This window comes from Flexibacter flexilis DSM 6793 (assembly GCF_900112255.1).
Lineage (GTDB): Bacteria > Bacteroidota > Bacteroidia > Cytophagales > Flexibacteraceae > Flexibacter > Flexibacter flexilis.
In genome coordinates this window covers 263681-284206 of the sequence record NZ_FOLE01000004.1, presented here as the reverse complement: position 1 = coordinate 284206, position 20526 = coordinate 263681, and the positions used below count along the sequence as shown (strand labels likewise).

19 protein-coding genes and 1 tRNA gene are annotated in these 20526 nt (G+C 42.4%); 8 read left to right on the top strand and 12 right to left on the bottom strand.

Annotated features, from left to right (window positions below; genetic code table 11):
* Positions 1-7 precede the first annotated feature (7 nt).
* Positions 8-1606 (bottom strand): hypothetical protein, encoded by a 1599-nt coding sequence (locus BM090_RS08970; protein WP_091511119.1) that lies wholly within the window; start codon positions 1604-1606, stop codon positions 8-10.
* Between the two features lie 218 nt (positions 1607-1824).
* Here BM090_RS08970 and BM090_RS08965 point away from each other — a divergent pair, with 218 nt between their 5' ends.
* Complete coding sequence (locus tag BM090_RS08965; RefSeq protein WP_091511116.1) at positions 1825-2595, top strand: LuxR C-terminal-related transcriptional regulator; 771 nt, start codon at positions 1825-1827, stop codon at positions 2593-2595.
* Positions 2596-2670: 75 nt separating this feature from the next.
* The gene (locus tag BM090_RS08960) at positions 2671-5010 is read left to right on the top strand and encodes a TonB-dependent receptor (RefSeq protein WP_091511113.1); all 2340 of its coding nucleotides are present in this window, start codon (positions 2671-2673) and stop codon (positions 5008-5010) included.
* A gap of 221 nt (positions 5011-5231) precedes the next feature.
* Here the strand turns inward: BM090_RS08960 and BM090_RS08955 are convergent.
* Positions 5232-5305: transfer RNA gene (locus tag BM090_RS08955), tRNA-Asp, on the bottom strand.
* Positions 5306-5425: 120 nt separating this feature from the next.
* On the bottom strand, positions 5426-5812 hold the full coding sequence (locus tag BM090_RS08950; protein WP_091511110.1) for a hypothetical protein: 387 nt from the start codon (positions 5810-5812) through the stop codon (positions 5426-5428).
* 186 nt (positions 5813-5998) lie between these two features.
* Here BM090_RS08950 and BM090_RS08945 point away from each other — a divergent pair, with 186 nt between their 5' ends.
* The 6 genes from BM090_RS08945 (at position 5999) to rlmB (ending at position 13034) form a co-directional block, all read left to right on the top strand.
* Entirely contained in the window at positions 5999-6733 is a 735-nt protein-coding gene (locus tag BM090_RS08945; protein ID WP_091511107.1) for a class I SAM-dependent methyltransferase, read from the top strand.
* 169 nt (positions 6734-6902) lie between these two features.
* Positions 6903-7907, top strand: a complete 1005-nt coding sequence (locus BM090_RS08940; RefSeq protein WP_091511104.1) for a sugar phosphate nucleotidyltransferase — start codon at positions 6903-6905, stop codon at positions 7905-7907.
* A gap of 143 nt (positions 7908-8050) precedes the next feature.
* On the top strand, positions 8051-9187 hold the full coding sequence (locus BM090_RS08935; RefSeq protein WP_091511100.1) for a DegT/DnrJ/EryC1/StrS family aminotransferase: 1137 nt from the start codon (positions 8051-8053) through the stop codon (positions 9185-9187).
* Positions 9188-9311: 124 nt separating this feature from the next.
* The gene (locus BM090_RS08930) at positions 9312-11261 is read left to right on the top strand and encodes a polysaccharide biosynthesis protein (RefSeq protein WP_091511097.1); all 1950 of its coding nucleotides are present in this window, start codon (positions 9312-9314) and stop codon (positions 11259-11261) included.
* 171 nt (positions 11262-11432) lie between these two features.
* Positions 11433-12182, top strand: a complete 750-nt coding sequence (locus BM090_RS08925) for a LytR/AlgR family response regulator transcription factor (RefSeq protein ID WP_091511319.1) — start codon at positions 11433-11435, stop codon at positions 12180-12182.
* Between the two features lie 45 nt (positions 12183-12227).
* Positions 12228-13034, top strand: a complete 807-nt coding sequence (rlmB, locus tag BM090_RS08920) for a 23S rRNA (guanosine(2251)-2'-O)-methyltransferase RlmB (protein WP_091511094.1) — start codon at positions 12228-12230, stop codon at positions 13032-13034.
* 85 nt (positions 13035-13119) lie between these two features.
* Here the strand turns inward: rlmB and BM090_RS08915 are convergent, their stop codons facing one another.
* The 9 genes from BM090_RS08915 to BM090_RS08875 all read right to left on the bottom strand — a co-directional run bounded on the left by BM090_RS08915 (position 13120) and on the right by BM090_RS08875 (position 20406).
* Positions 13120-15000: a choice-of-anchor L domain-containing protein gene (locus tag BM090_RS08915; RefSeq protein ID WP_091511091.1), complete on the bottom strand. Its 1881-nt coding sequence runs from the start codon at positions 14998-15000 to the stop codon at positions 13120-13122.
* Between the two features lie 98 nt (positions 15001-15098).
* The gene (locus BM090_RS08910) at positions 15099-15977 is read right to left on the bottom strand and encodes a DUF6268 family outer membrane beta-barrel protein (RefSeq protein ID WP_091511087.1); all 879 of its coding nucleotides are present in this window, start codon (positions 15975-15977) and stop codon (positions 15099-15101) included.
* A 65-nt stretch (positions 15978-16042) separates the two neighbouring features.
* Positions 16043-16627 (bottom strand): chemotaxis protein CheB, encoded by a 585-nt coding sequence (locus BM090_RS08905; protein WP_091511083.1) that lies wholly within the window; start codon positions 16625-16627, stop codon positions 16043-16045.
* 54 nt (positions 16628-16681) lie between these two features.
* Entirely contained in the window at positions 16682-17062 is a 381-nt protein-coding gene (locus tag BM090_RS08900) for a response regulator (protein WP_091511080.1), read from the bottom strand.
* A 211-nt stretch (positions 17063-17273) separates the two neighbouring features.
* Positions 17274-17579: a hypothetical protein gene (locus tag BM090_RS08895; protein WP_091511078.1), complete on the bottom strand. Its 306-nt coding sequence runs from the start codon at positions 17577-17579 to the stop codon at positions 17274-17276.
* A 273-nt stretch (positions 17580-17852) separates the two neighbouring features.
* On the bottom strand, positions 17853-18872 hold the full coding sequence (gene hypE, locus BM090_RS08890; protein ID WP_091511074.1) for a hydrogenase expression/formation protein HypE: 1020 nt from the start codon (positions 18870-18872) through the stop codon (positions 17853-17855).
* A gap of 7 nt (positions 18873-18879) precedes the next feature.
* Complete coding sequence (locus BM090_RS08885) at positions 18880-19122, bottom strand: HypC/HybG/HupF family hydrogenase formation chaperone (protein ID WP_091511071.1); 243 nt, start codon at positions 19120-19122, stop codon at positions 18880-18882.
* Between the two features lie 6 nt (positions 19123-19128).
* Positions 19129-20052, bottom strand: coding sequence for a hydrogenase nickel incorporation protein HypB (hypB, locus tag BM090_RS08880; RefSeq protein ID WP_091511067.1), 924 nt, complete (start codon positions 20050-20052; stop codon positions 19129-19131).
* A gap of 12 nt (positions 20053-20064) precedes the next feature.
* Positions 20065-20406 (bottom strand): hydrogenase maturation nickel metallochaperone HypA/HybF, encoded by a 342-nt coding sequence (locus BM090_RS08875; protein WP_091511064.1) that lies wholly within the window; start codon positions 20404-20406, stop codon positions 20065-20067.
* Positions 20407-20526: the final 120 nt, after the last annotated feature.

The following is a 20526-nucleotide window of genomic DNA, read 5'->3' as shown; positions in this document are numbered from 1 at the left end:
TAGAAAACTATTCGGCGGTATAACGGTAAATATTAGATTGGTTGGAAAGCATGCCCGTGCGGCCTACGGCAATAAGTTTCCCGTTTGGTAGGAAGAACGCAAAAGGGCGCACCAATGTCATTTTGCTATCGTTAGGCATAGAAATAACACTGCTATTTTGGCCTGTGGCAAGGTCTAATTGCTGTATTTTGAGCAGTAGGAGCGGAGCTCCTTGTACTTTGGCTGTTGCGTACAAAAGTTTAAGTTTATCGCCCTGAATATGAGGAACAAACGAAATGGTTTGTAGTCCGTCGCTGGCCGTGTTGCTTTGGAATTTTGGTAAATATTGTTGCCAAAGAGGTTTGTTATTCGCATCAAAATTGACTGCCCAAACCGATTCGCAACGTAACGATATTTTGGTTTCTTCTTTGATTTCTTTTGGGGCTTTGCGTGCCTGCAACCCAGCGTATTTGTAATTGCTCTCGAATGGTTCGCGTTTTTCCAAAAGCACAAGCCTGCCACCTTGCGGCGTTGGGAGCAAATGCGTAATTTCAAAATTGCGCCAATCTTCGTTGTGTTTGTACATTTGTCCCATCGTGTTGCGCAGCGAGTCCACGTAGGCGCGGAACTCGTCGTTCAGTTCGATGTACTCTGATTTATCATAAGTCATTTTCCCAAAATCAAAATTCACCGCAAAAAGCCCCACCATTTTTTCCGAATCGTTGCGCAACATTCCATAAACGCTGCAAATATTGTCCGAAAGGATTTGCAACTTCAAATCGTCGCGCGAGTATTGGCTGAAAGGCAAGCCTATTTTAGAAAAATCGTGGGTGGCGGGTTGGTATCGCCACATCACCACAGCCCCCGTGTTGGGTTGAGTGGTAGGCATAAAAAGTTCGCCTTTGTTGTTGAGATAAACCCCAAAATTTACGTGCATTTCATCCAATCCCACTAATCCAACGCTTTGTTTTTCAAGGTTTTTAGTATTGAAAACGGCGTATCGGACGTGTAGTTTGCTCAGGCTATAATCATAGAGATAAAACAACAGCTTCGCGCCATCGGGCGAGGCGGCAAACGTGTAGCGGTAGTCGTGTTGGGGCATGAAACGCGGACGCGCAAAGGCGGCTATGTGGTCGAGCAGCGTTTCTTTAACGGTTGCTTTGGCCGCAGTATCTTTCCACGCCCCGACAATCACCGAATCCAGCACCATACTTTTTTGTAATGTTCCGTTAGCGGCACCGTAAGCATATACTTTTACGGATGCTTTGCGCTGCTTGGGCTGGTGCAGCAACGAAAACAAATAGATTTGGGCTTGCGCCTTGTTCTCGAAAAGCTCTAAAGGTTCTTCATTTTCGGAAATAGTCCAGTCGGTTGCCCATTGTTTTTGTAATTCGGTGTCCCAGCGTTCCAAACTGTAAGTTGCGCCATAGTTACTTTGGTTATGAATCACTTTGGAGAGTGCCACAAACGTATTGGGGTCGGAAAGCGGCAGAATTTTACGACTGTTGTCGGGTTCTGTAAACGGTGTTTTGAGTGTGAAGGATTGTTGTTTTTCGAGTTTTTGGGCAAAAAGCAGGGGACTGGCCAGCCAAATAAGCAAAAGGCTGCGGAGCAAAAGTTTAAACATAAAAAATAGTTTTTAAAACAATGGATTAGTTAGTTCGTAAATGTGCTGTGTGTTTGTGGTTGATTGGCTTACTACGGCAGAATGTGATAAGGTAGAACAAATATATGATTTGAGTGCATACTTTACCAATGTATAGCGCAAGGTCATTTAGTTTACTTTGTTACATTTGTGAAATGAGTACGCTAGAATTTATCATTTGACGCACTTTTCAAAAAAATATGGCAGAGTTGAACCACCTTCAAAAGATTTTTTTTCAATTTTTGATGGAATTTAAGTTTCAGGACGAAAACTTAGATTATACGGTTTTGCCCAAACACATCGAAAGGCTCAAGGTTTTGTCGGAAATCGGCAATTCGGGCATTCATATTTTTGACTTAGCCAAAACGCAAATTGCATTCTACGAACCCAATTTTGCCAAACTGTTGGGCTATGAGCTAAAGGATTCGCAAAATATTGATTATCAGTTTTTTGAATCGAAAATACATCCAGAAGACAATCTTAAATTGGGGCAAAATGGAATCTCTTTCTTAAAAATATTTAATGCCTTTACCCAAGAAGACAAGCTCAGCCACAAGGTCATACACGAGTACCGAATGCTCAATGCCGACAACCAATACATTAGGCTTGTGGAGCAATATCAAATTTTGGAACTGGACAAAACTGGCCAGATTTGGTTGATGATGAGCGTGATAGACATTTCGCCCAACCAAGATGAAAACAGCCCTGCCCGAAGTCAATTCCTGAATTTTAAGACGGGGGATTTTATTCCGTTTGAAGAAACCCAAAAGCCAACCTTAGAGCTCACGCGCCGCGAAGTGGAGATTCTGAAATTGGTAAAACAAGGACTTTTGAGCAAACACATCGCCGACAAACTTTCTATCAGCATTCATACCGTGAATACACACCGCCAACGCTTGCTGGAGAAGTTAGGCGCGAACAACTCTTTCGAGGCCGTCGAATTTGCGGGAAAATTCGGACTCATTGACTAAAAAATACTGATAAATCAGTATTGCGGGGCGCGTGGTTTAGACTCAATTTTGCATTGTCTAAATCATCAAACAATAATGAAACGAATTTTCTTTTGCTATCTCTTTATTTTATTAAATCATCTATCATCATCTGCCCAACTGTCCCAGACGGTGCGCGGCGTGGTGCAAGACAAAGCCTCTAATGCGCCGATTGCGTTCGCTAATGTGGTTTTGCTGAACACTACGCCGCTACTGGGCACGACAACCGACGCGGAGGGTAACTTCCTGATTGCTAATGTTCCAGTGGGTCGTTATGACCTTAAAGCCTCGTTTTTAGGCTATGAGGAAACTATTGTGCGTGAGTTACTTGTCATTTCGGCAAAGCAGGCTATTGTGAACGTAGGCATGAAGGAAGCCGCCCAGACGCTCGGTGACGTGATTATCACACCCCATATCAATAAAGGTCAAGCACTCAACTCAATGGCAACGGTTAGCGCCAGAATGTTGAGCGTGGAGGAAGCTAAACGCTATGCAGGCGGTTTTGACGACCCTGCGCGTTTGGCTTCTGCTTTTGCGGGGGTGGCTGGCAACACCGACATTAATGGCATCATTGTACGCGGTAACGCGCCCAAATATTTGCAATGGAAAATGGAAGGGGTGGAAATACCGAACCCTAACCATTTTGGCGACCTCAAAACTTTTGGCGGCGGCGTACTCACAGGGCTGAGTAGCCAAATGCTGGCCAATTCTGATTTCTCGACGGGGGCTTTCCCTGCCGAATACAACAATGCGCTATCGGGTGTTTTTGATATTTCGATGCGCAAAGGCAACAATATGCACCGCGAACACACTTTTCAGGTTGGAGTGATTGGCATAGATGCTTCTTCGGAAGGTGCATTCCGAAGAGGCTGCCAATCGTCGTACCTGTTCAACTACCGAAATTCTACGCTGGCACTGCTTGCGCCGCTATTGCCACAAGATGCGGGCAGTATCAAATATCAAGACCTTTCTTTCAAACTTCATTTTCCAACCCAAAAAGCTGGGGTGTTTTCGGTTTGGGGAATTGGCCTGCGCGATGGCGCAACCTCCAAAGTACGCACCGACAGCACCAAATGGGTTTACAAAGAAGACAAACAACAAAACGACATCACACAGTACACGGGTGCGGCGGGCTTCAATCACAAATTTTTCCCCAACCAAAATACTTATGTGAGCATCACGCTGGCCACCACCATTACCGATAACCTCTGGAATACGCAAGCTCTTAACCGCGAACGTGTTTTGCAGCCTTACAGCAAGATTTCGGCCACCAACCAAAACTACATTGTGTCGGCTTTTGTGAATAAAAAAATCAGCCCTAGACACACCAACAAAACAGGGATTTTGCTGACGGGAATGACGTATCGCATGTTGTTGAATAAGTCATTAGCTGCCGAGCAGTCGCCTACCGAAATTGTCAATACCGACGGTTTTAGTTCGGTGGTGTCGGCCTACAGCAGTTCGGCGATAGATTTGACCCCAAGCCTAACCATGAACGCAGGTATTAACGCCCAACAATTTACGCTCAACAAGCATTACACCGTAGAGCCGCGACTTGGTTTTAAACAAAAACTGAATGAAAATCAGGCTGTTGGCATAGCGTATGGACTGCACAGCCGCTTAGAGAAAATTAATTATTACTTCAATAATTCGTTGGCCACAGGCGAAAAAGCCGTGAACAAAGACTTGGATTTTACCAAAGCACATCATTTTGTGTTGAGCTATGATTACACGATTTCGCCGCTGCTGCATTTGCGCGTAGAGCCTTATTTGCAGGAACTTTACGATGTGCCCGTGATGGCTGATAGTTCATTTTCATTTATCAATATGCAAAATGATTGGTTTTTTGCCGAAAAACTCCAAAACACAGGCAAAGGCCGCAATTATGGCATAGACTTTACACTGGAAAAATTCATTTCCAATGGTTATTACTATTTGCTGACGGCTTCGGTGTTTGCGGCCAAATACAAAGGCGGTGACGGCGTATGGCGTGATACACGTTTCAATCGCAATTTTGTATTCAATTTTTTGATGGGCAAAGAATGGAAAGTTGGCAAAAACAAACAGAATCTTTTGAGTGTAAATGGTCGCGTAGGCTATCAGGGTGGCAACCGTTATTCGCCTATCAATCAACTGGCTTCTGAGCAGATGCAAGACGTGGTATATGACGAAACCAAAGCATTTTCGCAGCAGTCGGCCTCAGTGCTAAACGTTTATTTGACCGTGAATTATAAAATTAATAAAGCTAAAAGTTCGCGCGAGATTTCACTTAAAATCCTGAACCTGACAGGCCAACCCGATTTTTATGGCTACAAATACAATCTGAAAGAAAGCCGAATCGACAAAGATGCCAGCGTGACGGTAGTGCCGAGTTTAAGCTATAAAATTGAGTTTTAAAACCACTAACGTATTCGGGGTATCTGCTTGCCGAGCCTATACTTGCAAATACCCCAACACATTAGTTTTTGCTGATGGTGATATTTGCTGAGAAAAGGTGGATTTTTATTTACGCCAAATAAAATGAAGCACAGCGCGGTATTAATATAAAAACAGATTAGAGAAGCTGGTTAAAAGCGTAAACAAAAAAGCCTAATTCTAAAAGAGTTAGGCTTTTTTTGCGGTATGGACGGGACTCGAACCCGCGACCTCCGCCGTGACAGGGCGGCATTCTAACCAACTGAACTACCAAACCGTTGGCGTTAGTTGTTTAACGCGGTGCAAAACTAGGTCTATTTTTTTAAAAATGCAAATTTTATAGCTTTTTTTTGAAAAAAATTTTAAACTATAAAATAATTAACAGATTTTCAAATACTTACCCTTCTGATGGTTTTTCTGTGTAAAGCCTATTAAGTAAGGCTGGCGAACACATCATCAATGGAAGTATAGAAGGTTGTTGTGATTTCCTAGTCTGTTTTTTTTGTGGTTTGGCTTCCGCAGGAACTGGCAATTCTGGAATTTCAAATTCCAAAGGTTTTTCGTTGGCTACTGGGGCTACCTCCACATTATTTTTAGTTTTATCATTTCCCTTTTCTTTTTGCACCTTGGTAGCCTTGAGCGCAGGAGCGCAGGCCAACACTTGCTTAGATTGCTTAGACGTTTGCGAAGGCTGCTGAGCCTGCGCCGACGAACACGCGGTATTTACGCCCGCCCAAGCGAGTGTAGCACTCAATACAAATACAAAAGTTAGCAATGATTTCATAGGCTTAGAACGCTAAAAGTAAGAAAATAAGTATAGAGGGTATTATTGAAGTTGCGAATATACCATTTTTGCAAAAAAATTAGAAGGTTTATGAAATATTTTTTTTCTAAGTATTGTTACTCTTACTACGTTTGAGTCCAAAACGGCATTTTGCTTTACAAAAACACTTTTTAATAAACACTTTTTATGGAAGAACTTTGGTTTGAAAAATGGTTTAATTCTTCTTATTACCATTTACTTTATGGCAATCGTAACGAGGCTGAAGCCGCCAATTTCGTGGAAAGCCTTACCCGCAAATTAGACTTTACGGCAGAGGCTCCCATTCTGGATTTGGCTTGTGGGAAAGGACGTTATGCTATACAGCTCAATAAGTTAGGGTATTGGGTGGAAGGTATAGATCTTTCGCCTAACAGCATCGCAGCGGCGACACAACACGCCAACGACCGACTGCATTTTGCCGTACATGACATGCGCCAAGTTTATAAACCTAATTATTTTGCCTTTGTACTGAACTTGTTTACCAGCTTCGGGTACTTCGAGAGTGATGCGGAAAACCAAGAAGCCATGAACGCTTTTGCTCAAACGCTACGCCCCAACGGAACATTGCTCATCGACTTTATGAATACGCCTAAAGTGTTGGCTAATTTGGTGGTGCAAGAAACTAAAACAGTTGGTAACACTACTTTTCAGATTGAGCGGCGTGCCGAAAATGGCTTTATTCTCAAAGATATACGCTTTACAGACAGTAACGGGCAAGCCCAGTTTTTTCAAGAAAAAGTAAAAATTATTTTACCCTCAGATTTTGAGCGTTATTTCGCCGCCGCAGGGCTAAAACTAAAAGAAGTGCTTGGCGGCTACGACCTTTCGGCTTATGATGCCAATGGCTCGGAGCGTATGATTTTTATTGCTCAAAAAATATAAGTAAGCAAGTATTTTTGAAGTAATAAAAATTAAAATTTTGTGCTGTATGGCTTTTTTTATACCTTACGCCTGCAAATTTTTCCTATAAAAATTTAACTCTCGGTGCATTGCGCGAGCGTTATCTTGCGGTATCATTAAAACTTTAATCCAAAAAGAAACACCATTCGCTATGAAAATTATAGTACCAATGGCAGGCATGGGCAAACGTATGCGCCCACATACTCTTACAGTTCCGAAACCTCTTATTCCGATAGCTGGCAAACCTATCGTGCAACGCTTAGTAGAAGATATTGCCAAAGTTTGCGGCGAACCTGTGGAAGAAGTGGCCTTTATTATTGGGCATTTTGGCCAAGAAGTAGAAAAACAATTACTGAAAATAGCCGAATCAGTTGGCGCAAAAGGAAGTATTTATTACCAAGAAAAAGCCTTGGGCACGGCGCACGCTATTCTGTGTGCAACACCATCTCTTTCAGGAAATTTGGTTGTGGCCTTTGCTGATACGCTTTTCAAAGCAGATTTTACGCTCGCTGGCAAAAAAGACAACACGATTTGGGTGCAACGCGTAGAAGATCCGCGTCCGTTTGGCGTGGTGAAACTTAACGCTCAAAACCAAATTACGGATTTTGTAGAAAAACCCGAAACATTCGTTTCGGACTTGGCTATTATCGGCATTTACTACTTCAATGATGGCGAATATTTGCGCCAAGAACTTCAATATTTGCTAGACAATGACGTTATGGAAAAAGGTGAGTATCAACTCACTAATGCGCTGGAGAACATGAAACAAAAAGGCATGGTATTCGTACCAGGTCAAGTAACTGAGTGGCTCGACTGCGGCAACAAAGATTCTACGGTTTTCACCAACCAACGTTATTTGGAATACATCAAAGACACGAAACTGGTAGCGGATTCGGCTTCGGTGGTTAATTCCGTGATTATTCCGCCCGTATTTATTGGCGAAAATGTTAAGATAGAAAATAGCGTAGTTGGTCCTCACGTGTCTATCGGTAACGGAACACATGTTACCAACTCGGTGGTTCGCAACACGATTGTACAGGAACACAGCAAAATTAAAAACGCGAACGTGGCAAACTCAATGCTCGGCAACCATGCAGGCTTTGAAGGCCGCTCTTTGGATTTGAGTGTTGGTGATTACAATCACATTACTCAATAATATTTTTAATTTCTTTAAATAAAAAAAGACCGTACAGGCTAAGGCTTTTGTGCGGTCTTTTTCTTTTTGGGCGCATTCATATAATGTTTTAGTATATTTGCAACCATATTTTTTTTACGCAAATATTCCAACATTATATTTAAGTGTCTAAAGCAAAAAATCCTACACGTATTTGGTTGTCGCAGCCGCATTTTGAGTCTTCAGATATTGAATATATTTCTTCGTTATTTGAGCGTTCGGGCATGGCTACAGCGTATCAAAATGTCGGTATTTTTGAAGAAAAATTGGCAGCAAAATTAGGTCAAAATGTGGTAGCACTTTCTTCTTGTACTGGGGCTATTCATTTGGCCATCAAAGCCTTAGAAATAAAAGAAAATGACACGGTAATTTGCTCCACTTTTACATTTGCGGCATCAGCCAACCCGATTTTGTACGAGAAAGCCAAGCCTGTTTTTGTAGATAGTGAAACGCTAACATGGAATATGTCGCCCGAATATTTGGAACAAGCCATTGAGTCCGAAATAAAAAACGGTCAAAAGCCAAAAGCAGTGATTGTAGTTCATGCCTACGGCGTGCCTGCTCAAATAGACCGTATTTGCGAAATCTGTAAACACTACCAAGTCCCTGTAATTGAAGATGCTGCCGAAGCTTTGGGCGCGTCGTATAAAGGCAAAATGCTTGGCACTTGGGGCGAAATTGGGGTTTATTCGTTCAATAACAACAAGGTAATCAGTACGGGCGGCGGCGGCGCACTTACCACGAGCCAACCCGAAATTATCGAAAAAATACGCTATTGGGCAAGCCAATCTCGCGAAATGGGGCTGCCTTATTATCAGCACGAAGCAGTTGGATATAATTATCGTATGGGTGTAATGGCAGCAGCCTTAGGCATTGCGCAACTGGAAGTATTGGAAAAAAGAGTAAAACAACGACGTAAAATTTTTAATTTTTATCAAGAAAATTTAGACGAAAAAATGTTGTATTGGCAGCCCGAATTAACGGAAAATAGTTATGCTTCTCGTTGGTTGAGTTCTGCACTTATCAAAGGAGAGAAAGTGAACAATTTTGTACTTTATGATTTTTTGACTTTGAACGGTATTGAGTCTCGTTTTTTATGGAAACCATTGCACTTGCAGCCTATTTTCAAACAATGTGCTTTTTATGGAAATAATATTGCTGAGCAATTATTTAATAAAGGTATTTCATTGCCATCGGGCAACGATTTGCAATTGTCTGATTTAAAATATGTTAGTCAAAAAATAAGTAATTTATTACTATAAAGAATATTTTTATTTTAGTATAAATCAAAAATATTTAGTTACTTTACAATAAATAATTGTATAAAAACCAAATGAATAATAAGATTCTACTTGTGTTTTTGTTGCAAGTATAACTTTTTTCCATATGCTACATATCAAAAAATATACCTCTCGCGCGTATGTATCTCGCATTATTATTTTAAGTCTAGACGTAGTCAGTACATTTATTTCGTTTTTTTTGGCTACGGCACTTAGGTTCAATTTTCAAATATCAGATGACGTATTCGCGGTATTACCAACGACACTATTGGCCGTATTAGTTACGCGAATTGTTTTCTTCCGCTATTTCAAAACGTATTCAGGCATTATTCGCTATACGGGTATGCAAGATGCCAAGCGCGTGTTGTATTCCATTGCAGGAGGCTCTGTAATTTTCAGTATTTTCAGTATTTTCATTGGCCATATTAGGGATACATTCTTTTTCCCAATCTCGGTGGTTATTATTGATTTCTTTATTGCATTGTTCTTGTGTATTTCATATAGGCTTGTAATCAAGCAGTTGTACAACAAGATAATGTTTAGAAATATCCCAAGCCCCAAAACCAATCGCTATGCGACGGTGGTTTTTGGCGCAGGGCAAGGCGGCCTGATTACTAAACGTGCTATAGACGAAGACGGCGCAACAGATATGAAAGTAGTGGCATTCATGGACGATAATGCTGGTGTACAAGGCAAGTTCATGGACGGAGTAAAGATATACCATACAGCGCAGGAGTTCAGAGATGTAGTCGAAAAACATAACGTGAAACGTGCTATTATTTCAATGCAAGTGCTTTCTCCTCAGCGCAAACAAGAATTTATTGATTTGTGTTTGGAATGCGATGTAACGGTAATGGCCGTGCCTGCGGTAAGCAAATGGCTGGGAGGCGAGCTAAACGTAAACCAAATTCGAAACGTTAATATCAGCGACTTATTAGAGCGCGATCCTATCGTTTTGGATATGGAAAATATTGGAAATCAGATTAATGGCCGTACTGTGATGATTACGGGTGCTGCTGGCTCAATTGGTAGCGAAATGGTGCGCCAACTCACGCGTTTTGCGCCGCAAAAACTGATTTTGATAGATCAAGCCGAGTCGCCATTGGTAGAATTGCAGTTGGAAGTAGAAGAAACATTGCAATTCCGTAGAGCTGTGCCAATTGTAGCCGATGTTTCGTCGCTCAAGCGCATGGAACATATTTTCAAGGCACATCGCCCAGATATTATTTTCCATGCAGCGGCTTACAAGCACGTGCCAATGATGGAACACAATGTATATGAGGCCATTAAGGTAAACGTACAAGGAACAAGAACTTTAGCCGATTTGGCCGTAAAATACAATGTTAAAAAATTTGTGATGGTTTCTACGGACAAAGCCGTGAACCCGACCAATATTATGGGCGCATCAAAGCGTTTGGCCGAAGTATATGCCCAATCCTTGAGCAATCATCTAGCCGATACGGCAACGGGGACTCGTTTTATTACTACTCGTTTCGGTAACGTATTGGGTTCTAACGGTTCTGTAATTCCTCGTTTCAAAAAACAAATAGAAGCTGGCGGCCCTGTAACGGTTACCAACCCAGATATTACGCGTTATTTTATGACCATTCCAGAAGCTTGCCAATTGGTGTTAGAAGCGGGAGCAATGGGCAAAGGTGGCGAAATTTTCATTTTTGATATGGGTAAATCTATCAAAATCGTGGATTTGGCTCGCAAAATGATTAAACTTTCTGGCTTTGTACCAGATCGCGATATTCCGATTGTCTTTACAGGACTTAGGCCTGGCGAAAAAATCGAAGAAGAATTACTCAATAAAAGCGAAAACATTATCCCCACACATCATCATAAAATCATGGTGGCGAAGGTGCGACAATATCCGTTCGATAAAGTGCGCGAGAAAACAGACCAACTCATTGGGCTGATGGAAGGCAATGACGAAATGGCCATCGTTCGTACCATGAAACTAATGCTACCTGAATTTATTAGCAACAATTCAGTATTTAATGTCATTGATCAAGAGCTAGCCTCTGAGTTGCATACGCACCACGAAAATTAAGGTTTGACTATCAAACTAATAGCTCAAAAGGAACACATCCAGCATATAGATGTGTTCCTTTTATTTTTGTAGATTAGAGCATTTGGCAAAATCGGATTAAGCGTCGTACATTTGCCAAAGACACAAACTTTTTTAATTAGATACCTTATAAACTTAACGTTATAAACTGTGATTACACTCAATACGCTAATTGTTGATGACGAACGCCTTGCACGCAATGAGTTGCGCCGTCTGCTCGAACCTTTCACCAATATCAATATTGTTGGCGAAGCCGTGAATGGCGATGATGCGCTGGCCAAAATCGCGGAGCTTCAACCCGATTTGCTGTTTTTGGATATTCAAATGCCTGGCAAAACAGGTTTTGAAGTGCTCAGTGCCTTGCACGACCACGTGCCAGAAGTCATTTTTACAACAGCTTACGACGAGTATGCACTCAAAGCGTTTGAGTTTAACGCCGCTGATTATTTGCTTAAACCCATTGATCCACAGCGTTTGGCCGAAGCCATCAAGCGTTTGGAATCGTCCGAACCACGCGTAGCTCCAGAGGGTGACGGCGCGGGGGCAAACAGTTTTAGCAATAAAGTGTTGTCGGAAAACGACCAAGTTTTTGTAAAAGATGGCGATAAATGTTGGTTTATTCGTTTGGGTAATGTGCGCCTTTTCGAGTCGGTCGGCAACTATGTGCGCCTTTATTTCGACAACCAAAAACCGCTTATCTTGCGTTCGCTCAATGCTTTAGAAGAACGTTTAGACCCGCACATTTTCTTTAGAGCCAACCGCAAACACATCATCAATTTGCGTATGGTGGAAGCCATCGAGCCGTATTTTAGTGGCGGTTTGTTGGCCAGACTCAAGGGCGGCGACAAAATAGAAATCTCCAGAAGACAAGCCATTCGCTTCAAAGAGCTAATGAGCCTTTAATATTTATTATTATTTGTGGCTAAAAGTAGCCACCCAACAATTTCAATGGAAAACAGACGATTTAATCAAAGACCACGTTTCGCAGAGTCGGGCGAGCGAGAAAGAAGCAACGCCAAGCACGGCAACGACATGATTTTCGGGACGCACGCCGTACTGGAAACCCTACGCGCAGGCAAAGAAATTGAGCGTATTTTCTTGCAAAAAGACATCAGCGGCGAAGGCCTTTTGGAAATACAACGCATTGCCACACAGCGCGAAATTCCCGTTCAACGCGTGCCCATCGAAAAACTGCATCGTATTACGCGCAAAGTGCATCAGGGCGTTATTTGCTTTGTGTCGCCGATTCAGTACGCACCACTGGACAACGTGGTTCAAGCGGCTTTTGATGCTGGCCGTATGCCGTTTTTGCTGATTCTTGATCGTGTAACAGACGTACGTAATTTTGGTGCGATAACGCGTTCGGCAGAATGTGCAGGTGTGGACGCTATCGTTATTCCACAAAAAGGCGGTGCGCAAATCAACAGCGATGCCATGAAAACTTCGGCGGGAGCACTCAACTTTTTGCCTGTGTGCCGCGAACGTTCTTTGCTCAAAACCGTTCAATATCTGCAAGATAGTGGCATTCGGGTAGTGGGTTGTACCGAAAAAGGAACGCAAGCTCTTTACGAGGCCGACTTTAGTAATCCTGTGGCAATCGTGATGGGTTCGGAGGAAGACGGCATCAGCGATGAGCTGATTCGTGTGTGCGATGAATTGGTACAAATCCCGATGACTGGCCAAATTTCGTCGCTTAACGTGTCGGTGGCGGCTGGTATCGCGCTTTTTGAAGCCGTGCGCCAACGTGCTAAATAGTTGATTTGCTTTTAATTGAAATAAAAAAGCCGCATTAAAAATACGACAACTTTGTATTTTTAATGCGGCTTTTGCTTTCTTGTTTTTATTTCATCACTTCCAACCAACCTTTGAACTTGCGGTCTTTGCGAGGGTTTTGGAGCAAATAAAAATACACGCCTGCGGACTCGGAATCTGCTGTCCAATCGTTGTTGTAAGCATTGTTTTTGTAAACTTGTCTGCCCCAGCGATTATAAATCTCCACACTCCAAACGCCATTTTTTATCCCCACAAATTTAAGTTGGTCGTTTTTGCCATCGTGGTTTTTGAGTGTAATCACATTGGGTAAAATAAAACTTCTTTTAATGAGCTTTATCACGGTGCTGCTGTCTTGATCGGAGCAACTTGGGTTTTGGCGGAAAGCCGTCAGGCGCACCAAATATTCTTTTTCGTCGGCATCGTCGGGCAACTGGAAAAAGTGAATCGGGTTGGTTTCGGAAGAAGTTTGCCCGTCGCCAAAGTCCCAAAGATAGCTTTCGGCATTGGTGGAAAGGTTCTCAAATTCAATGTCCATGGCGGTGTATTCATCGTTATAGCCAGACGAAAAATCTGCCACAGGCCGCACGGCCACCGTTACGTGCACTGTGTCGTAAGTAACGCAACCCGTCAGGGTGTCAATGACAGTTAGTTTATAATCAGTATCTTGAGGAGGGGAGGCCATCGGAGAGGCGCAATTGTAGCAAGATAAATATTGCGCGGGCATTCCTTCGAGTGTAGTCCATCGGAAACGGTATTGGCGCGAGGCTTTTGGCTGTAATTGCACGCTGTCGCCGCGACAAACTTGCGCGTCTTCGGCCTGATAATCGTATCGGTCGCGAATAGTCATAATGGCCGAACTGGGTGGCGGCAGATTCGGGCAATTATTAATCAGTTCGATTTTGATATTTTCGATGCCTTCCTCGATGCCATCAGCAAAAGCTGTAATCGGCAATGTGGCAGTTTTGCTGCCCGCAGGAATCGTAATGCTGTTGCCTATCAGGCCATAATCTGTGCCATTGATGGCCGTGCCTGTGATGTTATAAAACAAAGTAAGTGGCTCGTTCAGGCGGCTGGTTCTCGAAAAAACAAATTCGCCGTTATAGCAGCCTTCTATGCCGTAGCCAAAACGTTTGAACGGATAATTAACGGTTACTTTCGGGCTGTTGGACGACAAACTTTTTCCTTCCAAGAAAATTCCTGAATCGTATTCGGAGTCTTTCACGTCGGCAATGGCCATTTTTAGGCGATACGTTTGGCAGGGAATCACGGCAATGCGGCTTTGTAGGCGGCGCGTAAAACCATCGTATTGTACGTGTAAATTGATAAAAGGCGTGCCTCCCGCTCCGTTGCTGATATAATATTGAGAATTGACATCATTGTTAATGTTGGCCACCGATACGGGGTCTTGGGTATTGGGCACTACCGCAATATTTCGTTGTCCCGAAATGCCTGGCCCGCTAATAAAGAAGCCAAATACATCATGATAATCTTTCACAAACTCCAAATATTCTTCCGAACCAAATACATAATTGAAAACCAATGTATCTGAAAATACTTCTATATTGAATGAAATCGTACAAATGTCGCGCAACTCGTCGCCAAAAGGGACTAAAGATTGTAAGTTATTATCAAATGAATTGCCGTTGCCGTTGTCTTGGGATTTGGAAGCCGAGTTATTGGGGCCTTGGGCATTATTGGCTGCGCCTGTGGTCATAATCAGGCCGTCCGATAACCCCAGCGTACCCGTATTGTCAGTAAAAGCTCCGTAGGCTTTTCCTTTTCCCGAAGGGCAATTTATCTGAATATTAGAAACTCTTACCCCTTGACCTACAAGTCTTTGCACTAATTCGTTGTCCGAAATGCTTGTATTGATATTTATCTGAGCAAAACTATTTTGAGAAGTAAGCCATAATAATCCTGTAATTAAAGAATAGAATATATATTTCATTTATTCGATGACAATTAGTATAATAAATAGCGCACAAATATCCGATACTATTCCCATAACACAAATAGTATTTGTTTGGTTTTAACGCACTTTTAAGACTAATTATTGATTCTGAAGCTAAAACCAGCCTTCACAAAAAACGAATTATTCATTTTTTGAAGCGTTGAGGCTATTTTTTCAAAATCGTTATCGACGTATTGGTAATTACGCGATGGCGCAACGCCAATTTTCAGATGTCCCATGATGTTTTTGTAAACGGGATAAGTAAGGTTAGGCGCAACTAAAATCTGATAATTACGCAAATATTGGCTTTCGCTACCATCGGCCAAAGGCACGGATTTGATGTGCGAAAGTGCTCCGTCTATATGCACAAATAAGCCTGCTTCCCATTTGTTTTGGAGCTTGTAGGCCACATTTGCTGTCAGGGGCGTAATTTCTACGCGCCATTTGGGAGCGTAGTAGGTGAGCATACCAAACAAAATAATAGCATTATGCCTAAAGTCGTTGTTGAGGGCTGCACCCACGCCAATTTTAAAATTCGGGTTGCCCAATACGGCATAGTTTACGGATACAACGCCCGCATAAAACAAATCTTTATGCGAAACGCTTTGACGCAAATCGCTACGCAATAGCAAGCGTGGCATGACCAACACATCAAAATTTTTGTACAGTTGTTGGCGCAAAGTAAGCGTATAACGTGCGTCATGAATGGTACTAAATGCTTGTAAACCAATATTTTTATGCGAAAAATTCGAATTTCGATAATACACGCTTTGGTATAATTTAGTTTGCGTTTTTTGAAGCAACGGCATGGTTACGCCCATTTCTAAAGCCACTTGCGAGAGTGTGCTATTGGCGTTTTTGATGTCTGTACGCGGTTGCCACGTGCAATTCACGTAAACGGGGTCGTTGAGCATTTGGGCTTGGAGCGAAAGGCCAATCAATAGGGTGAGGCCTAAACAAAAAAATTGCTTCATTTTCTAATTTGGTATATGTTAGAACAATGAAGCAATTTAAAGAAACATATAAGAAAAACCTATCATTAGAGTTTATTGAGTAGTTCCGCGATTTCGGTAGCTCGCAAAACTTGGTCGATAGGTGAAAGTTCCATCGCAGATTTTGGCATATAGTCGATGGTCGCCTCGGCGGGGTCTTGTACTACGGTGTAGCCACCCGCATCTTTTATTAGTTTCATGCCCATTGCGCCATCTCTGTTAGCTCCTGTTACCAAAATTCCCAGCAATTGATTTTGATAAATCTCTGAAGCAGAGAAAAATAACACATCTATCGAAGGGCGCGAATATTGCACCAAGGCAGATTGGTCTGTATTCAAATAGTCTGCTGATTCTACAAAAAGGTGCATATCGGCGGGGGCTAAATAAACATTCCCATTCTCAATGCGCGTTTTAACTTTAGGCTCAATAATGGGCAGGGGGCTGTGCGGTTCAAACACTTTTCCTAAACCCGACTCGCTTTGTGGCGAGCGATGCAATACGATAATGAGCGGAAGTTGGAAATCTGGACGTAATTTTCGGAGAATGTCGCAAACAACCCTAATGCTGCCAGCCGAACCACCCAGTACCACAGCTTGGTATTGGTGGGTAGTTAAATAATCACTCGTGTCCATGAAGTTTGATTTATTTTAGTCTAAGAAAGCGTGAATGTGTTTTGAGTTTTGTGGTTATTGCTTGTTGTTGAGAAGCGTTAGTAAGTCATTGACCACCTGTTGTAAATAGTTCAGACACCCTTCACTTTTAACCAAATAATTAAATACCCCTAATTCTTGGATTTTGGCAATTAAATCTATATCGCGTTGGGCTGAGGCCACAATGACGCGAGACTGAGGGTATTGTTCCCTAATTGTTTTTACTAATTCGTAGCCGTTAATATCAGGCAACATTAAGTCTGCTAATACAATCGCAGGATTTTCAGGCATGGCTTCTAAGAGACTTTTGCCGTCTGCAAAATATCGAATATTAAGGTTAGGAATTGCCCCTAAAGCAATTCTAAATAACATTCCCTCCGTTCTGTTGTCTTCTATTACAAATAGCTGGCGGTTCATGATAAGTTAAATTTTTTCATTAAAAATGTAATAATGTATAGGCAAAGCTAAAGTATAAATACTGAAAAACTTAGCCCATTAAGCCCTAAAATTCAATGTTGTACTTTTCGTAAACAAATTTAATATTATTAGAAATAAAAAAAAGCAAGTCAAACATATTGACCTGCTTTTCGTATGATTTGGTTATGAGATTTCTTCTTTATTCTTCTTTTTATTTATTGCTTGTTGGTTCTGCTTTCGTAGTTTTAGCAGGAGCTGCCGCCGCTTTTGCTGTCGGTTGCGCTACCTTAGGAGCTACTTTAGTTGCCTTTTTTTTCGCTTTACGTTCTTGCTTTTCAGCTTTCGCGTTGAGCTTTTTGTTTACTTTTTCAAGCTTGACCGCCAACTTTTTAGCAACAGTTTTGGTCGTTTTTTTCATACGGCCAGCTGCTTCAGCGTGCAATTCATCAATTAACTTAGCGACAGATGCTTCTATTTGAGCAACTAATGCTTTGTAATTTTTTTTGTCAGATTTCATAAAATTAGAATTAAGTTAGAAAACTGCTGCAAATATAGTGCTATTTTTTAAATGTAAAATATTTGTTAAGGAATTGTTAAGTATTGTTAGTAAATAATGTAAGTCAAAATCAATATTTGTAGCTTTCTATGCAATTTGTTCATTTAGCTTGTAATATTTTAGCATTGCAACACATAACATAAATAAAAATGTTCTATGTGTTCAGTAAAAGCAATCAGTTATTGAGGGGTCTTGTAAATAACTGATTGCTTTTTATTGCTGAGATGTTATATTTCAGCAGATACGCGGCAACTGCTCGCCTACCAACGGATTTACGACGCGTTTGCCACCGAAAGCACTCGTCATAATTACTTTGGAAGGATGTTCTTCCGTAACATTGCCTAATATCATGGCCGCAGGCTGATATTTGCGCAAAACCGCCAAGACTTCTTCTTGTACCGAGGCCTCCGCGATGCAAACAAAAACGCCTTCGTTGGCCACATACACGGGGTCGAGGCCAAGCAACTCGCAGGCACTTTTTACGGCGGTATCTACGTGTATATTTTTTTCTAACAAATTGATTCCCAGTTGGCAATCTGTCGTTATTTCGTTTAGCACAGAAGCCAAGCCGCCGCGTGTGGCATCGCGCAAAAACTTGATTTTGTCGCCAAAGGTTTCTATCAATTCTTTTACTACAAAATTGAGGTTGGTCGTATCGCTCAAAATTTCGCTCTCGAAACTCAAGCCTTCGCGCTGCGACATAATGGCCATGCCGTGCGCCGCCAACGCGCCATTCACCAACACCGCATCACCCGCCGCAATACGCGCCGAACTAATGGCCGCCGTAGGGCGTACCACGCCAATGCCCGACGTATTGATATAAATTTTGTCGCCTTTGCCGCGCTCTACGACTTTGGTGTCGCCCGTAACTACCTGTACACCTGCTTTTTGTGCGGCTGTTTTAATCGAAATAACGATTTGCTCAAACGCTGCAAGGCTCAAACCTTCTTCGATAATAAAAGCCAACGATAAGTATTTGGGTTCTGCGCCGCACATCGAAAGGTCGTTCACGGTGCCGTTTACGGCCAGTTCGCCGATGTTGCCGCCTTTAAAAAAAATAGGGCTAATCACGTAACTATCCGTAGAGAATGCCAACGTGCCGCCGCCCAAATTCAGAAATGCCCCGTCGTGGCGCGTGGCCAGTGTCGGGTTGTCCAGATGTTTGAAAATCACATCGTTGAGTAGGGCGGTCATGTGTTGGCCGCCGCTACCGTGATGCAAATGTATAATGTCTGCTGCTGTATTTTTGCTCATAAAAAAATTACTGGGGCAAATCTTCGCCCATATCTTTGAGTATCTGCATAGTACGATGCGCTTCTGCTTCATCAATTACACCAATGGCAGCCCCCACGTGTACCAATACATAATCGCCGATGGCAGCTTCTGGCACCAACGCGAGATTTACTTCTTTGCGAATCCCCTCAAAAGAAACTTCTCCGATACGGAAAATCTCGTCGAGTTCGCTCACAATTTTCTCCAATTTACCGGGTACGGCCAAACACATACGCTATTATTTGTTTAAAGATTGTTGTAAAAACTCGTACCAAGCCTCCATGCCTTCGCCCGTCGTGGCCGATACTTCAAAGAATTTGAGGCGCGGATTAACTTTCAAAGCACTTTCTTTCAGCTTTTCAAGGTCAAATTTTAGGTACGGCAACAAATCAATTTTGTTGATAATACACACCTGCGAGCTGTAAAACATATCAGGATATTTGAGCGGCTTGTCTTCGCCTTCGGTTACGGAAATAACCACCACGCGCGAGGCTTCGCCCAAGTCAAACATGGCAGGACAAACCAAATTGCCGACATTTTCCACCATTAGCACCGAGTTTTGAGCAGGCTTTAGTTGTTTTACGGCAGTGGCTACCATGTCGCTGTCCAAGTGGCAACCTTTGCCCGTATTGATTTGAACCACAGGCACATTGAGGTTGTGAATGCGCAACGCGTCGTTGCTGGTTTGTTGGTCACCTTCAATTACCGAAAACGCTACTTTGCCTTTTAGGTCGCCGATAGTTTTTTCCAAAAAGGAAGTTTTGCCCGAACCTGGTGAGCTTACCAAATTCAAACAAAATATATTGAGTGCTTCAAAATAACCTCTGTTGCGTTCGGCTGAGAGTTGATTTTTATGCAAAATATCTTTTTCAAGTTCCACGATATTCACTTCGTGTCCGTGGTGGTGATGCGTGTGCGCATGGTCGTGGTCATGATGATGACCGTCGTGTGAATGGCTGTGGTCATGCGTATGCTCATGTCCGTGATGGTGATGATGCCCGTTACTATGGTCGTGCGGGTGTTCGTGGTCATGGTGGTGATGATGTTCGCCGTGCGCATGGTCGTGATCATGATGATGACCGTCTTGGCCGTGTGCGTGAGCGTCTATTTTATGATAAGTAATGCCGTTCTGCGTAGAACTGCAACCGCAAGTAGTGCACATAAATTTAATGGTTTAATTGATGATAAGTTTTTTGATACGGAGCTCTTTTCCGCCCACAATTTCTTTGAAAGGGCTGCCACAATGCGGACAACTGTCGTAGAGTTTTTCTATGGGAAAAAACTGCTCGCATTCGGCGCATCTGGCTTTCCCGTCGGGTTCTGCGATGTGTAACAAAGCATTTTCCAAGACCGTTCCTTTGATACACTGTGGCCATACAAAATGGAAAGAAGCAAGCTCAACACCCGAAAGTTTGCCAATTTCTAAAAAAATTTCTTGTACCGCAACACCCTGAATCTTAGCCGTTTCACGGCTGGCGGTATCCACAATAGAAGTAACAACTGATAATTCGTGCATTTTACTAAATTCTGAAAACTTACCCACAAAGCAACTGATAAAATCTTTTGCTAAACATGACAAAAGTCTGTAAATCTATGGGTGTGTATCATGTTTTCCGAAATTCTTTTTGTCTTATTT

Bases quoted from the DNA above. Each gene is read 5' to 3' on its own strand.
- hypB (WP_091511067.1), bottom strand. From the start codon at position 20,052: ATGTGCACTACTTGCGGTTGCAGTTCTACGCAGAACGGCATTACTTAT.
- BM090_RS08970 (WP_091511119.1), bottom strand. From the start codon at position 1,606: ATGTTTAAACTTTTGCTCCGCAGCCTTTTGCTTATTTGGCTGGCCAGT.
- BM090_RS08930 (WP_091511097.1), top strand. From the start codon at position 9,312: ATGCTACATATCAAAAAATATACCTCTCGCGCGTATGTATCTCGCATT.
- BM090_RS08895 (WP_091511078.1), bottom strand. From the start codon at position 17,579: ATGAAATCTGACAAAAAAAATTACAAAGCATTAGTTGCTCAAATAGAA.
- BM090_RS08910 (WP_091511087.1), bottom strand. From the start codon at position 15,977: ATGAAGCAATTTTTTTGTTTAGGCCTCACCCTATTGATTGGCCTTTCG.
- hypE (WP_091511074.1), bottom strand. From the start codon at position 18,872: ATGAGCAAAAATACAGCAGCAGACATTATACATTTGCATCACGGTAGC.
- BM090_RS08945 (WP_091511107.1), top strand. From the start codon at position 5,999: ATGGAAGAACTTTGGTTTGAAAAATGGTTTAATTCTTCTTATTACCAT.
- BM090_RS08900 (WP_091511080.1), bottom strand. From the start codon at position 17,062: ATGAACCGCCAGCTATTTGTAATAGAAGACAACAGAACGGAGGGAATG.
- BM090_RS08875 (WP_091511064.1), bottom strand. From the start codon at position 20,406: ATGCACGAATTATCAGTTGTTACTTCTATTGTGGATACCGCCAGCCGT.
- BM090_RS08960 (WP_091511113.1), top strand. From the start codon at position 2,671: ATGAAACGAATTTTCTTTTGCTATCTCTTTATTTTATTAAATCATCTA.
- BM090_RS08950 (WP_091511110.1), bottom strand. From the start codon at position 5,812: ATGAAATCATTGCTAACTTTTGTATTTGTATTGAGTGCTACACTCGCT.
- BM090_RS08905 (WP_091511083.1), bottom strand. From the start codon at position 16,627: ATGGACACGAGTGATTATTTAACTACCCACCAATACCAAGCTGTGGTA.
- BM090_RS08885 (WP_091511071.1), bottom strand. From the start codon at position 19,122: ATGTGTTTGGCCGTACCCGGTAAATTGGAGAAAATTGTGAGCGAACTC.
- rlmB (WP_091511094.1), top strand. From the start codon at position 12,228: ATGGAAAACAGACGATTTAATCAAAGACCACGTTTCGCAGAGTCGGGC.
- BM090_RS08965 (WP_091511116.1), top strand. From the start codon at position 1,825: ATGGCAGAGTTGAACCACCTTCAAAAGATTTTTTTTCAATTTTTGATG.
- BM090_RS08915 (WP_091511091.1), bottom strand. From the start codon at position 15,000: ATGAAATATATATTCTATTCTTTAATTACAGGATTATTATGGCTTACT.
- BM090_RS08940 (WP_091511104.1), top strand. From the start codon at position 6,903: ATGAAAATTATAGTACCAATGGCAGGCATGGGCAAACGTATGCGCCCA.